Here is a 14,033-nt window from a genome sequence, read left to right on the forward strand (position 1 = left end):
GGTGCCGGCGGCGGGGCGGGTGGCGGTTCCGGAACGACCTCGGGCGGCGGCTCGTCTGCTTGCGCGGATTCCGGCGGGCGTTCCGGTTGTGGCTCCGGCTCGGATTCACGGCTGACGACTGGCGCGAGTTGCGGCTCCTCGGGGGACTCCGGTGTCGCGGTCGCCAACGGCGACGCGACTGTCCCTTGCGCAAGGCTGTCCTGGGTTGGCTCAATGGGCTTGGATGCGGCGGATGGCCGTGGTGGCGGCGATGGCTTGGTCGCTGGGCGACGGTCATCCGCGACGAGCGGAGCGCTCGCGTCGGGCGTCGGGGCGATGGCCGGGACAGCCCTGTTCACGGCGTCGGTCGTCTTCGGTGACGCACTTGCCGAGACGGTCGGGGACCCCGAGTCGGGCTTCGCGGGGGGCGCGGCCTTTTCGACCGGGCTCGCCGTGGCGCGAGATCCTGATTTCGATGCCGGTTTCGTCGCGGCGGGCCGAGGCTTCTCCTTCGCTGCGGGCGTCTGCAAAACCGTCTCCGGCTTTGGTTCGGTGCTGACGGGCGCGTCCACCGAGCGCGCTTGCTTGCCCCCAGCGGTCGCGTCAGCCGGCGCTTGGGGCGACTTGGCCGAAGCGTCACCGGACGCCTCAGGGGCGGCCTCGCTCGGCGCGATCTTGCTTGCGGCGGTTGCAGTCTTATCGGCCGCGCTCGGGCGCGCGGTCGGTCCCTGTTTCGATCCAGTCGGCTTTTTCGCCATGCACTCGTTTCCTACAGCGGTGTCGTCTCTGGGAGAACGCTTAACGACTCTATTATTAGTGTACCGAGGTCGCGCTTGTCAAAAGCGGCGAATCCACGCCGATACTCAGCCGCGGGGATTCGTCTGACTCAGTCCCCGTGATTGCCTCGGGTATTGAAGGCGACGTTCCAGCGTTCCTCCGTCGCATCGACCGGGATCGCCGTGAGTTCCAGGGTGCCGACCTCCGTGACCGCCGCCTGCAGTCGCACGGCCACAACTTCGCCTTTCTTCCTGTGTTCGGCCGGCAGCGTGGTCTGGATTTCATCCAGTTCGTCGAGTTCGTCCTCACGCCACTCATCCAGAAGTTCGCCGACCTGGTCCTCGCGGCGCACGCTGGAGCCAAAGAAGCGAAAGCGCACCGGCTCGCCAACCACCAAGCCAAATTCCTGGGGCGGCGCGACCGGCGCGGAACCTTCCTCCAGACCGAAGGGAACCAGACAGAGGGCCTGAAGCTCGGGTTCCATGCCAGGGATGGCGGGCATCGCGCTCTCCACGCCGACATAGTAGGTATGCGAGGTGCCGCCGCGAATCCGCACCCCGCCGTGGCGGCGCACATGGGCATAGAAGGCGGCCCCGCGCGCCACGGCCAGATCCAGATCGCGGGACTCCAGCAGGCGTGCCGGCGGGGCATCCTCGGCCGCCAGCCACTGGTTGAGCACCTCCAGGACGCGCGCTTGGAGCGGCGTAGCCTTGAACACGCCCCCGTTGAAAAGCACGGCGGTCGGGCGCAGAAAACTCGCGTCCGGGTGCTGGGCGACGAAGCCGGCCAGATCCTCGGTCGCACCGCTCTGCCGACCCAGGAAGGCGGCGAGATGCCGGGTCACGGCCGGATCCTGCGCATAGGGCAGACCGACCTTGGTCAGGGCGCCGCGCGCACGGCTGGCTGGTCGGCTGCTGGATTCGACCGCCGGGAAAAAACCCTCGATCAGGCTGGTCCGGACCTCCTCGCGCGTGAGTTCGGTGCGGATACTGCCGCCGATCAGCCGCGAGCCGCGACTTGGCACCACCACCGGCAGGCGCTCAAGCTCGGGATTGGCGAGGAGCGATTCCTTGGCCTGCCGGCAGCCGTGAGTGAGCGCCTGCAACTGCCAGCGATCCAGCTCGACGCCGGATTGGTTTAGCTTGTTCTTGAGCAGATAGGCCAGCGCCAGATCCATGTTGTCGCCGCCGAGCAGGATGTGCTCGCCCACCGCCACTCGGGTCAGCTCCAGCGCGCCCGCGTTCTCGGTCACCGCGATCAGCGACAGGTCGGTGGTGCCGCCGCCGACATCGACCACCAGGATGACATCGCCCACCCGCACCTGATTGCGCCAATCGCCCTGGCTGTCGCTGACCCAGCTATAGAGCGCCGCCTGAGGCTCCTCCAGGAGCACCAGATGCTCGATGCCGATCGCCTTCGCGGCCTCGGCGGTCAGCTCGCGCGCCGCCGGATCGAAGGAAGCGGGCACCGTGACCGTGACCTCCTGACGGTCCAGCGGCTCGTAGGGGTGCAGTCCGTTCCAGGCATTGCGCAGATGCGCGAGGAAATGGATGCTCGCCTCGAAGGGCGAGACCCGGGGAATTTCGTCCGGCGCGCCAGCCGGCAGGATGGGCGACTTGCGATCGATATCCGGGTGACAGAGCCAGCTCTTGGCGCTGGACACCAGACGAATCGGCGTCATGGCGCCCTGGTTGCGCGCCAGCTCACCGCCGATGCGGGTCGCGTCGCTCTGCCAGGGCAGCCCCAGGTCGCCGGTCCTGAACTCGTCCTGGTGCGGCAGATAGAGGAACGAGGGCAGCAGCGGCCGCGCTTCCACCGCGCCCGGCGAGACGAGTTGAGGAATTGGCAGCAGCGCCTGAACGATGTTCTCCCCCTCGCTCTTTTCCGAATCCACGTAGGACAGCGCGCAATGGGTCGTCCCGAGATCGATGCCGACGGCATAACGTCCCACGCTCACAGCTCCACCTCCGCCGCCGCGAGGATCTTCAGGTTATGCCCGCTGGTGACCGCCGGAAGACGGGTTTCCACCACGCGCCAGCCACGATGCGCCAGCGAACCGGTAAAGGGAGGATCGCCGACCACCTGGCCCGTGGGCCGCAGGGCCGAAGCGTCGAATCCAGGCTCCAGGGTGATCCGACTGCCTTCAGGCTCGTTGCGCACCGGGACGATCGTCAGATGCTGTTGCAGGATCCGCTGACAACCCTGATGGACGATCCGCGCGGCGGAACCGACCTCCTGATCGGAGTAACTCTGGATATCCTCGTGGAGAAAGTCCACCAGTCGCCCCTCCTTCTGCAGGAGACCGAGCAGCAGCAGGGCGGAATCCGGCGCGGCCGCCGTCGGTGGCGCCGCGGCGGGACGTGCTTGCCGCGCCGCCGGATGCTCGGATTCGCCGGCTGCTAGCGTCGCGACGGCGTGCGCAAAATCAGGGTCTTTCAGTGTGCGTCGAAAACTGCTGAACGCGATGAATGCCCTCCGGAAAAAGGACGGCGCCGATGATGCCATGAAAGGTTCCTCTTCGCTGTGAAGGTCTGTGTAGGCCGAGATGGCAGGACGCGAAAGCCGAGACTGACAAATGTGCATGCTTAGGCGCCAGCGCTGAAGGCATGATTATACGGATGTTCCGAACCCAGGGGCATGGACAGGATCATGGCATAATCTGACCGCGCCCGAATGGGAATCCGTGCCGCTCCATGGGCGCGACCCTATTGACGACATGACCGACAGAGATTCTACTGACCATGAAGACTGAAACCGACAGGATACCGAGCGTCCAGCAACGCCAGGAGATGATTGCCATCGCCGCCTATTATCTGGCGGAGCGGCGGGGTTTCGCTCCCGGCGGAGCGGACGCGGATTGGTTACGTGCCGAGCAGGTCATCGATACGATGATCGCCGAGCGTCGGATCAGCCGCTCTACCGGGACGGACGCCAGAAGCGCCAGCATTCGCAACGCGCTCCAATTTGCTTGATGCAAATGTCCCTGCATAAAAAAAGCGCGACAAGCGTCGCGCTTAAAAATTACCACCAAAGGAGGATGGAGGAATGCACTGAATCGCTAAGATTCAGTACATCATCAGTTTCTTATTTACAAACCTGTTTGTCAACCCCCTGAACAGCCTGTCGCATTGACCGTCGGACAAGACTTCATTTGCAATCTTGGGTCGCGAGATCCACGGCTTTCGTTACGCTGTTTTTCTTGTAGCTTCCGGGCGGTGCCCCTGATGTCCTTACTCTCCTCGCGCAGCGTGTCAATCCTGCCGACGCTGCTCGCTCTGTCGAGTGGGTCGCTAACCGTATTGGGTTTCGCGCCGTTCTCCTGGTTTCCTATCGCCGCGATGGCGCTCGCGGTTTTCTATCAGAGTCTGACGGATGCTTCGCCGCGCGCCGGCTTCTGGCGAGGCTGGTGGTTCGGCGTTGGATTGTTGGGCTTCGGGGTCTTCTGGATCCGTATCAGCCTGAATGAGTTCGGCAACATGGACGCCTGGGTGGCTCATCTCCTGATGGCGCTCTTCATTGCCGCCATGGCACTGTATTACGGTTTCACGGGTTGGCTGGTCTGCAAGCTGAATAAAGGGCCTTACTGGGTCGGGCCGCTCCTGTTATTCCCCGGCATCTATGTCTGCTTCGAGTGGCTGCGTGGCTGGTTGTTCACCGGCTTTCCCTGGCTGAATCTCGGCTACACGCAAATCGATGGGCCATTGGCGGGCTATGCGCCGATCGCTGGGGTCTATGGTGTCAGCCTGCTGGTGGCGTTGTCCGGAGGGCTGCTTTGGGGGCTGGTCCAATGGCCGCCCCGTCCCAGGATGGCTGCCGGTATCGGATTTGGCGCGATCTGGCTGGCGGGAGTCGGCCTTCAACAGGTGAACTGGACTCAGCCCGCGGGTGCCTCCTTTCGGGCGAGCGTGTTACAGGCAAATATCCCTCAGTCCGTCAAGTGGGCGCCGGATGCCGGGGTGACGATCGCACAGGCTTATCTGGAACTGACTAAGGATCATCTTGCGTCCGATTTGATCGTCTGGCCGGAGACGGCCCTGCCCGATTTTCTGGACCAGGTTCGAGACCCACTGATTACGCCTCTAGCGGAAAGGGCACATGAGGAAGGTGTCGAGATCGTGCTCGGCATTCCGGTCATGGACAGGGCGACGGGACGCTACTACAACGGCCTGTTAAGCATCGGCGGCCGCGAGGATCTTTACGCCAAGCGTCATCTTGTCCCCTTCGGCGAATTCATGCCATTCAGACAATGGTTGGGACCGCTCGTCGAGATGTTCGAGGTTCCCATGTCCGATTTCAGTCGCGGCGCGAACCTGCGTCCGCTACTCCAGGTTGGTCCGCGTCTGGCCGGTGTCTCCATTTGCTACGAAGACGCCTTCCCGAACGAAGTGGTTCAGGCGCTTCCGGAGGCGCAATTTCTGATCAATGTCAGCAATGACGCTTGGTTTGGCGACTCGCTCGCGCCGCATCAACATTTGGAGATTGCCCGCATGCGGGCACTGGAGAATGGACGCTTCATGGTGCGCGCCACCAATACTGGAATCTCGGCCATCATCGACGACCGCGGTCGGCTCATCGCCACGGTGCCCTCATTTGTGCGCGCGGGAGTCGCCGCTGAGGTGTGGCCTCTCCAGGGCTTGACGCCGTACGCCATCGTTCGTAACTGGCTGGCGATTGGATTAGCCTTGGCGATGATCGTCGCCGGGCTGCTCATTGGAATGCTGCGACTGGGCCGCAAGGACGGCGACGGCGAGCAAGCGCCTCCGGTTTCGTCGCCGCGCCATCCGGCGCATGCCATCCTGAAATTCTGAACCGTCAAGAGGACAGTCGATCCATGTCGAATTCCCCCTTTGATCTCGACGACGATACCGCGTATCTGCAGTGGCGCGAGCATAAACTCGCCACCGCGCCGACCGACCTGGGCGCGTTGATCGTCGAGATCGGCGATCCGCGCCGACTCACCCCCGTTGAGCACGCTGCCATCCTGGAGCGCTGCCGGCTGGCCAACATGGCGATCTATGTCGGCAACACCGGCGACGATCCGGATAAGTCCATCCCCGCTGAACTAGGCGCCAGCTTCGGCCTGCATCGGCTCGATCATAACCGCGGCGCCGACGAGGATGCCATCACCTCGCTCACGATTCAGACCGACGTGCAACACCGGGACTACATTCCCTATTCCGACCGCCCGATCGCCTGGCACACGGACGGCTACTACAACCGCCCCGAGCGCCAGATCCACGGACTCCTGCTGCACTGCGTCCACCCCGCCGAACAGGGCGGCGAGAACGCACTACTCGATCATGAGATCGTCTACATTCTGGTGCGCGACCGTAACCCGGAGTTTATCCGCGCTCTGACGCACCCGCACTGCATGACCATCCCCGCCAATCGTGTCGACGGCGAGGAATTGCGCCCCGAGCAACCCGGTCCCGTGTTCTCGATCCGCCCCGATGGCCGATTGCACATGCGCTATACCAACCGCGCGCGCAACATCGCCTGGCGCGACGATCCATTGACCACCGAGGCCGTCGCCTGTCTCAAGGAGGTTCTGCACACCGACTCGCCCTGGCATTTCCTCGGTCGGCTCGAAGCGGGTTGGGGGCTGATCAGCAACAATGTCCTGCACACCCGCACCGGCTTCACCGATGGCGCCATCCCGCGGCTGCTGTACCGGGCGCGGTATTACGATCGGATCGCCGGGAGCTGAGCGGGGCCGTCGCCAGACGCGATTGGCCAGACACGGGATTGATCGGGAAATTGCAAATTGTCAGTTCGTCGAATATGAGAAATCAATAACATATTGAATTATTCGACGACAGCATCGATCCCGGCGGCGAGCTGGCGCGTGCCCCAGCCGCGCCCGCCGACCCGACGTCTGGAATGAGGAGTCATGAACCGATGAACAGCAAATATTCCGTTAACACAGAATCGACCGACAATCCGCGACTCAGTCACGGGGAGACGCGGTCAGGGTTCGGTCGCGTCCTGCGTGTCTTGATCGCCGTGATTGCGCTCTATGTCCTCGTGGTTCTGGGGTTGGCCTTCTATTGGAACCGACCGCCAGCGACCCTCGACCTCTCCGGGGTGGCGGATGAAGCGGCCATCCAGTCGGGTGCTCGGGTTCCTGGAAGCGCGCTGGTCGCGACCGCAATCGGAATTGGCGAGACCCTGCTCGATAAACCCGGCGGTTTCCTCTACAACGACATCACCCCGCCCGGCGTGTTTCTCGACAATATGCCGAGTTGGGAGTGCGGAAACATGATGGCGCTGCGCGACTTCGTGCGCTCCTTGCGCAACGATTTCAGTCGCTCCCAGAGCCAATCCTACGAAAACGAGGATCTAAAACAGGCCGACCTGCATTTCGCGATCGATCCGAACTCCTGGATGCTCCCAACGGCCGAGGTCGAATATCGCAAGGGGATCGCGTCGCTGAAGAACTATCTCGATACCTTGAACCGCCAGTCGGGCGGAGCGGGGCACTTCTTTGCGCGGGCGGATAATCTCGCGAGTTATCTGAACGTCATCGAAAAGCGTCTGGGACATCAGGGGAGCCGCTTGCGGGCGAGCGTCGCCGATCCCGCGCTGGTGCTTGCGCTGGCACCGCATCCCGGCGACGCGGAACGGACGCCGTCCGAGTCGCTCGACGCGACCCGAACGCCCTGGAACGAGATCGACGATGTCTTTTATTGCTCGCGCGGTTATAGCTGGGCGCTCCTGCATATCATGCAGGCGATCGAGGTCGATTTCCGGGAGATTCTGGAGGCCAAGGGTGCCCTGACGCTCGTGCAGCGCATGACGCGCGATCTACGCGGCGCCATCCGGCCGATGGCCAGCCCGATCATCCTGAGCGGCGACGGTTACGGCATCCTCGCCAACCACTCGCTCACGATCGCCTCTTACATCTCACGGGTGAATGCCACGATCCTCGATCTGAGGAACCTGCTGAAGGATGGTTGACGCGTGGCGTGACTAAGGTGATTTTTCCGGGAAAATTTCTATCGAAATCAACGCTGAAAATAGACAGGATTCACAGGATTTTTCAAGATTCACCGCCATGTAGATGAGTAGAGCGAAGCGAAACCCATCGAACCCACGCGCCGACCGCCGCTCCACCGCATATTCGAAACGCCCCCGCGACATCGGGGGACGCAGATAGAACACGGCAATCGGTCAATCCGTTTGTCCAATCGGCATCTGTGCCGTTTGAGATGTGTAAGGTACGCTACCCGGCTGGGATCATGAGGAACGCACCCCAGCCCCAGTAGACCTGGGCAATCAGGATCTCCTCGCGGTCGGGTTCCCCGAGCGCGAGGGGTGCTCGCTTCCGGTCTGCCGCTCCGGCGGGGCCAGGTTCAACGCCAGCAGCCAGGCGCAGAGCAGGACGAAAAACCCGGCGGTGATGCGCATCAACAGAATGGAGTCGGTCAGCGAAAACTGGAGATACCCCAGAATCACGAGGATGCCCGCATAGCCCTGTCCGCGTGTCGTATGTTCCTGGGCGCGGAACGCCGCGCGGACGAATACGGTCAGCGGCACCAGATACAGCAGCAGGAGCGAGGCCAGCCCCAACAGTCCGCGGGTGGCGAGCGCATGCAGATAATCGTTGTGCGCGTGGGTATGCCCGGCGCCCTGGTCGAATTCGGCGATGGCGCTGGAAATCGATCCCTGGTGGGCCATCCGTTGAAAATAGCCGTTCAGTTGCCCGACGCCAATGCCCAGAACCGGATGCTCCCGAAAGGCCATCCAGGCCGCCCGCCACATCTCGAAGCGCTCGCCCAGCGAATTCCCGATCCCAACCTCTTCACCGGGGACATACTCCCGCGTCTCGGATAGCGCTCTGGCGAAGCGCTCCTGGATCGACTCCGACTGCATCAGCGCGATGCCTCCGGAAAGGGCTAACCCCAGGATACCAAGCAAGATTCTGCGTCGATAGGTCGGATACTGTTGGAGAAGATAGAGGCCGATGACGACCAGCGCGGTCGGAAAGAAGATCCAGGCGCCCCGCGTGCCGGAGACCAGGCTGGCATAGACTCCGCTGAGCGCGGCGAGTCCGAAGAACCAGGCCAGGCGTCGCCGGGACGGGAAAAAGACGCAGGCGGCGAGCACGCTCAAGACCGCCGCCAGGGTCGCGATGTCGCCAAAGGGAATCGCTTTGCCCTTGCTCCCGCCCGCGCGATACTCCAGACCGGTCGCGAGCTGGTAGGCCCGCGCGAGCGTTTGCATCTCCCAGAAGGCGAAGAGGCCCGAGAGCAGCGCGGTCGCGGCGATGGCGAACCAGAACCAGTCCGAACGCGGCCGGACGGCGACCAGGAAGGGGAGCAGAAAGACCCCGCCCAGGAAATAACTGAAGTTTTCGAGCCGGTCCAGGGACGCCGAATTGAAACCGACGCGACCGGCCGACAGAATGGCGATCAGCGTGTAGAGAAGGAAGACGGCGGACAGCAGCGAGGTCGTCGATTTGAGCGGCGGCAAGGATCGAGACGCGGGCATCGCGTCAGCGTCGATCCGGTGCGATCGCGCACGCCCGCGCCATGACAGCAGGAACCAGACGAGACCGAGGAGCAGCAGCGCATGCAGTGTCGGACCATGGATCCGGTAATAGGCGACCGTGACCGTCGCCGCGCTGACCGCGAGCAGGACATGCGCCAGCCAGGACAGGAGCCGCGCGCCATCGATCCGCGTCACGATCTTCGAGAGCACGACCACCGGGTTACCCTATGACTTGGTTTTGCCTGCTAAATGCTACCATGCCGACTCGTCACGCGCCGCGGGCATACTCCATGTTCGGCCTCAAATCACGCGCCACCAGGCGCCATGCTCCATGAACACCATCCTCCTGGTCCGTCTCAGCGCCATCGGCGATATCGTTTTCGCCTCGCCCCTGATCGCCGCGCTGCGTCGCGCCTGGCCGGAGGCCCGGATCGTCTGGCTGGTGCAGTCGGAGTGTCGCGTCCTGCTTGACCATCACCCGGATCTGGACGAGGTGATCGTCTGTCCGCTGCAACACTGGCGCCGGTTGTGGAACGCGCGTCGCTTCGGCGAGTTGCTGAAGGGGATTCGGGCGTTGCGTGCGACCCTGCGCGCGCACGATTTCGATCTGGCGCTGGATCTTCAGGGGCTGCTCAAGAGCGGGGCGCTAACCTGGCTCTCCGGCGCCCGCCAGCGCATCGGACTTGGCTCGCGCGAGGGCAGTCAATGGTTGATGACGCGCGCCCTGCCGCGTGGCGGAGACGCCCGGCGGATCGGGTCGGAATATCTCTATCTGGCCGAAACGCTGGGGTTGCCCACGGACGACTTTGCCATGGCGGTCCACTATGGCGAGTCCGAAGCAGCCTTCGTCGCCGAGATCGTCGCCCGCAAAGGACTCGTCGGCGGCTATGCGGTGTTCTGCCCCTTCACGACCCGTCCGCAGAAACATTGGTTCGAGGAGCGCTGGGTCAGGCTCGCCGCCCGCGTCAAGTCCGAGTTCGGGCTGACGCCGGTGCTGCTCGGGGGGCCGGCGGACCGGGAGGCCGCCGCGCGGATCGAGGACGCCAGCGACGGACTTCTGATCAATCTCGCCGGCCAGACCAGTCTGCTGGAGGCGGCGGCGACGATCGACCGGGCCGCCCTGCTGATCGCCGTGGATACCGGGCTGGGACACATGGGAATCGCGCTGAAGACCCCGAGTCTGCTGCTGTTCGGCTCCACCTGTCCCTATCTCGACACGACCCGCGTCAATGCCCGCGTGCTCTATCACCCGCTGCCCTGTTCGCCCTGCAAACGCCGTCCGACCTGCGGGGGAACCTTCGATTGCATGCGCCGGATCGAGGTCGACGAGGTCATCGAGGTCGCGCGCCAGGTGCTCCGGTCATGAGAATCCTGCATGTCGAAGGCGGTCGCCATCTCTATGGCGGAGCCTTTCAGGTGCTGCATCTGTTGCGCGGACTGGCCGCGCGCGGTCATGACAACCTGCTCGCCTGTTCTCGGGGCTGCGCGCTGGCCCAGGCGGCCGAGCCGGTTGCACGAGTGTACGGCCTGCCGATGCACGGCGACGCGGATCCGCTGATGGCGGTGCGTCTGCGCCGGCTGATCCGCGCCACGAACCCCGATCTGGTCCATCTGCACAGCCGCATCGGCGCCGATGTCATGGGCGGTCTGGCGGCCCGGCTGACCGGCGTGCCCGCGATCCACACCCGCCGGGTGGATAACCCCGAGCCACGCTGGCTGGTGGCGCTGAAATACCGACTCCATGACCGGGTGATCGCGATTTCGGAGGGCATTGGCCGGGTGTTGATCAGCGAGGGATTGCCCGCGTCCAAACTGCGGATCGTGCGCAGCGCCGTGGACTGGGAGAGCTACGCCCGGCCCTGCGATCGGGGTACGATCCGGGCGCGGCTGGGCGTGCCGGCGGAGGCGCTGCTGATCGGCGTCATCGCCCAGTTGATCCCGCGCAAGGGGCACCGCTTTCTCATCGAGGCGTTGCCCCCGTTGATCGAAGCGCATCCGAACCTGCAGGTCCGCTTCTTCGGTCAGGGGCCGCTCGCCGCCGATCTTCGGTGCCTGATCGCCGAGCGGGGACTGAGCGGGCATGTGCGATTGACCGGTTTCCGCGACGATCTCGCCGAGATTCTGCCTGGCCTGGATCTGGTCGTGCATCCGGTCCTGATGGAGGGACTCGGCGTCTCGCTGCTCCAGACCGCCAGCGCCGGCGTGCCCATTGTCGCCAGTCGCGTCGGCGGTATCCCGGAGGCTGTGCGCGAGGGAGAGAACGGCGTGCTGGTTCCGCCCGGTGATGTGTCTGCCCTGCGCGCGGCCATCGGCGCGCTGCTGGCCGATCCGCAACGCCGCCGCGCGCTGGGCGCCGGCGGTCAGTCGCTGATGGCGCGCGAGTTCTCGCTCGATGCGATGGTGGAGGGAAACCTGGCGGTGTATCGGGAGCTGATCCCCGAGTCGTCCAAGGTGATTTCCAAAAAACGTCTTACCCTTTGAGAGGTGGCGAATGGACAGGATTAACCGGATCGATCACCGAAAAGGACTCGCCCCCCTTCAAGACGAGCCCCAAGATGCCGGCAACGAGCACGCTTTTTTCAGAACGACCGGAAACCAACCCCCCCTATGTCCGATCCAACTTCACTGCAAATGGTCGCCAGCAAGGCGCTTGGCGGCGCCGAGTACTGGTTCCACCGTTTTAGCCTGGCGCTCGCCGAGCGAGGTGCGCCCACCGAGGTCGCGATCCGGCGCGGGAGCGGACCTGACCGGCTCGATTTCGGGTCGCTGCCGGTCCATCGTCTGCCGTTTCGCACCACCTGGGATCCCCTCTCCCGGCATGCCGTCAGCCAGCTCATCGCCCGCCTCCGTCCGGATATCGTCCAGACCTACATGGGCCGCGCCACCCGGTTGACGCATCCGTCCCGGCGCGGCAGGGCGATCCATCTGGCCCGGCTCGGCGGCTATTACGAACTCGGACCCTATCGCCACGCTCACGGCTGGATCGGCAATACCAAGGCACTCTGCGACTGGATGATCCAGCAGGGACTGCCGGCCGAGCGGGTCTATCACCTCTACAACTTCGCCGACCAAGCCCGGCCGGTCGCGCCGGAGCGGGTCGCTCAACTGCGCGCGCTTCACGCCATCCCCGACGACGCCTGGGTGATGGTGACCCTGGGTCGTTTCGTGCCCTTCAAGGGCCATACCCATCTGATCTCGGCCATGGCCCGGCTGCCCCAAACCATTGCCGGTCGCTCCCTCCGACTGATCATGCTCGGCGACGGACCCCTGGCCGCGCCACTGCGCCAACAGGTGATCGAGAGCGGACAAGATCCGCGCATCGTCTGGGCCGGCTGGCAGTCCGATCCGGCCCCCTATCTCCAGATGGCGGATCTGGTGGTCTTCCCCTCGCTGGACGCCGAGCCCTTTGGCAACGTCATTCTGGACGCCTGGGCCTGGGGGAAGCCATTGGTCACCACAAATTTCCGCGGCGCGCGCGAGGTCGCCCGTCATGGTGAGGATGCCTGGTGCGTCCCTTGCGAGGATGCCGTCGCGCTGGCGAGCGGCATTCAGGAAACACTGGCTGACCCGGCGCTGATGATCGAGATCGCCGAGCGCGGACACGAACGGGCCGAACGGGAGTTCAGCCGCGCGGCCATCCTGAGCCAGTACCTGGAACTTTACCGACGGTTGGCGGGTGGTTGTGGGCGATGATCCCGAGGACAACGCCCATGGGCGCTCTAACGCTCGCCGATTTACAAACGTCACCCTTGTCTTTTGGCGCCAGATCGTTCAGCCGCTATATTGATGTCGATGACCTGGGCGCCGTTCTCCACCTGTTGGCGTGCCACGTCGAGCGCGGCGTCGAAATCGCCATCGAGAATGAGTCGCTTGAAGCGGGCGGAGCCGGTGACGTTGGTGTGCTCGCCGATATCGATGAAGGTCGCTTGTGGGATCATGGATTCGACAACTTTTGGTTTCTTGGACTATCTTTTTCATGAGCAAACGCCGCTGGCGCGTGATGACTGTTCCTTGTGGGAAGAGCAAAATCCATGCGGATTCTCGTCGTTGACGATGACTCTTCAGCCCGAGACCGGCTCCGGCATCTGCTCGCCGAGTTCGATGGCGATCATGCGCTGGCCGGAGAGGCCGCGGACGGGTGGGAGGCGATTTCCTGCTGCCGGTCGCAGCCGATCGATCTCGTCCTTCTGGATACGCGGATGCCCGGCATGAGCGGGACCGAGATCGCCCGGCGACTGGCCCAACTGGATGCGCCGCCGGCGATCATTCTGATGGCGGCCGACGAACCTTCAACTTTAAACCTCACGGGCAATCCGGGGGTGGGCTGTCTACCCAAACCCGTACAGCGCGAACGGCTGGAAGAGGAGCTGGCGCGGATCAGCCGTCACCTGATCCAGGCGGCCATCCCGGTGGTTGGAGTCGAAACCCCGGTTGCCTCTTATCCGGGCCGTCGTCGCCAGATCAGCGCTTGCTGTCGCGGCCAGGTGTGCAGGGTTCCCGTCCGCGACATCCTCTTTCTGCGGGCGGATCAGAAATATGTCACGGTCCGCTATCCCGGCGGCGAATTGCTGGTCGACGAATCGCTACGAACCTTCGAGCAGGAATTCGGGGATCTTTTTGTGCGTATTCATCGCAATGCGCTGGTGGCGCGCGAGCGGCTGGCCGGTCTGGAGGAAATCGGCCAGGGTCGCTTTCAGGCACGATTGAGCGACTGCGACGAACGCCTGTCCGTGAGCCGTCGGCATGTGGCGGACATCCGCCGTTGTCTGCGCGAGCGCGGCCTTTGA

General features: G+C 64.0%; 13 protein-coding genes and 1 pseudogene. 9 read left to right on the forward strand and 5 right to left on the reverse strand.

The genetic code is table 11. The features are described 5' to 3' along the window. Positions 1 to 338, reverse strand: a pseudogene (locus CCR95_RS26025) (hypothetical protein); the annotation flags it as partial. Between CCR95_RS26025 and CCR95_RS26030 the strand changes: the two are divergent. Further along, on the forward strand, positions 316 to 864 hold the full coding sequence (locus CCR95_RS26030) for a hypothetical protein (protein ID WP_201091281.1): 549 nt from the start codon (positions 316 to 318) through the stop codon (positions 862 to 864). The pseudogene CCR95_RS26025 and the gene CCR95_RS26030 sit on opposite strands and share 23 nt — an antisense overlap. Before the next feature lies 1 nt (position 865). Here CCR95_RS26030 and CCR95_RS01635 read toward each other — a convergent pair whose 3' ends face one another. Continuing rightward, complete coding sequence (locus CCR95_RS01635) at positions 866 to 2,713, reverse strand: Hsp70 family protein (protein WP_201091282.1); 1,848 nt, start codon at positions 2,711 to 2,713, stop codon at positions 866 to 868. Continuing rightward, positions 2,710 to 3,261, reverse strand: coding sequence for a DUF2760 domain-containing protein (locus tag CCR95_RS01640; protein ID WP_201091283.1), 552 nt, complete (start codon positions 3,259 to 3,261; stop codon positions 2,710 to 2,712). Before CCR95_RS01640 ends, CCR95_RS01635 begins: the two co-directional genes overlap by 4 nt. A gap of 236 nt (positions 3,262 to 3,497) precedes the next feature. Here CCR95_RS01640 and CCR95_RS01645 point away from each other — a divergent pair, with 236 nt between their 5' ends. From CCR95_RS01645 to CCR95_RS01660, 4 genes are all read left to right on the forward strand, one after another. Beyond that, entirely contained in the window at positions 3,498 to 3,728 is a 231-nt protein-coding gene (locus CCR95_RS01645) for a DUF2934 domain-containing protein (protein WP_201091284.1), read from the forward strand. A 252-nt stretch (positions 3,729 to 3,980) separates the two neighbouring features. Continuing rightward, on the forward strand, positions 3,981 to 5,564 hold the full coding sequence (lnt, locus tag CCR95_RS01650) for an apolipoprotein N-acyltransferase (protein WP_201091285.1): 1,584 nt from the start codon (positions 3,981 to 3,983) through the stop codon (positions 5,562 to 5,564). A 23-nt stretch (positions 5,565 to 5,587) separates the two neighbouring features. Next, the gene (locus CCR95_RS01655) at positions 5,588 to 6,463 is read left to right on the forward strand and encodes a TauD/TfdA family dioxygenase (protein ID WP_201091289.1); all 876 of its coding nucleotides are present in this window, start codon (positions 5,588 to 5,590) and stop codon (positions 6,461 to 6,463) included. Positions 6,464 to 6,654: 191 nt separating this feature from the next. Then, entirely contained in the window at positions 6,655 to 7,713 is a 1,059-nt protein-coding gene (locus CCR95_RS01660) for a DUF2333 family protein (protein WP_201091297.1), read from the forward strand. A 318-nt stretch (positions 7,714 to 8,031) separates the two neighbouring features. Here the strand turns inward: CCR95_RS01660 and CCR95_RS01665 are convergent, their stop codons facing one another. After that, complete coding sequence (locus tag CCR95_RS01665) at positions 8,032 to 9,456, reverse strand: O-antigen ligase family protein (RefSeq protein WP_338115324.1); 1,425 nt, start codon at positions 9,454 to 9,456, stop codon at positions 8,032 to 8,034. A gap of 121 nt (positions 9,457 to 9,577) precedes the next feature. On the opposite strand from CCR95_RS01665, the gene CCR95_RS01670 reads away from it, so the two are divergent. From CCR95_RS01670 to CCR95_RS01680, 3 genes are all read left to right on the forward strand, one after another. Beyond that, positions 9,578 to 10,612, forward strand: a complete 1,035-nt coding sequence (locus CCR95_RS01670) for a glycosyltransferase family 9 protein (RefSeq protein WP_201091298.1) — start codon at positions 9,578 to 9,580, stop codon at positions 10,610 to 10,612. Further along, positions 10,609 to 11,727: a glycosyltransferase family 4 protein gene (locus CCR95_RS01675; protein ID WP_201091299.1), complete on the forward strand. Its 1,119-nt coding sequence runs from the start codon at positions 10,609 to 10,611 to the stop codon at positions 11,725 to 11,727. Before CCR95_RS01670 ends, CCR95_RS01675 begins: the two co-directional genes overlap by 4 nt. Positions 11,728 to 11,853: 126 nt before the next feature. Continuing rightward, positions 11,854 to 12,939: a glycosyltransferase gene (locus CCR95_RS01680; RefSeq protein ID WP_201091300.1), complete on the forward strand. Its 1,086-nt coding sequence runs from the start codon at positions 11,854 to 11,856 to the stop codon at positions 12,937 to 12,939. A 50-nt stretch (positions 12,940 to 12,989) separates the two neighbouring features. Here CCR95_RS01680 and CCR95_RS01685 read toward each other — a convergent pair whose 3' ends face one another. After that, a complete protein-coding gene (locus CCR95_RS01685; protein ID WP_242522997.1) occupies positions 12,990 to 13,184 on the reverse strand; it encodes a dihydropteroate synthase in 195 nt (64 codons plus the stop codon). 93 nt (positions 13,185 to 13,277) lie between these two features. Between CCR95_RS01685 and CCR95_RS01690 the strand changes: the two genes are divergently transcribed. Further along, on the forward strand, positions 13,278 to 14,033 hold the full coding sequence (locus CCR95_RS01690; RefSeq protein WP_201091301.1) for a LytR/AlgR family response regulator transcription factor: 756 nt from the start codon (positions 13,278 to 13,280) through the stop codon (positions 14,031 to 14,033).

The organism is Thiocystis minor (genome assembly GCF_016653465.1).
Classification (GTDB): Bacteria; Pseudomonadota; Gammaproteobacteria; order Chromatiales; family Chromatiaceae; genus Chromatium; species Chromatium minus.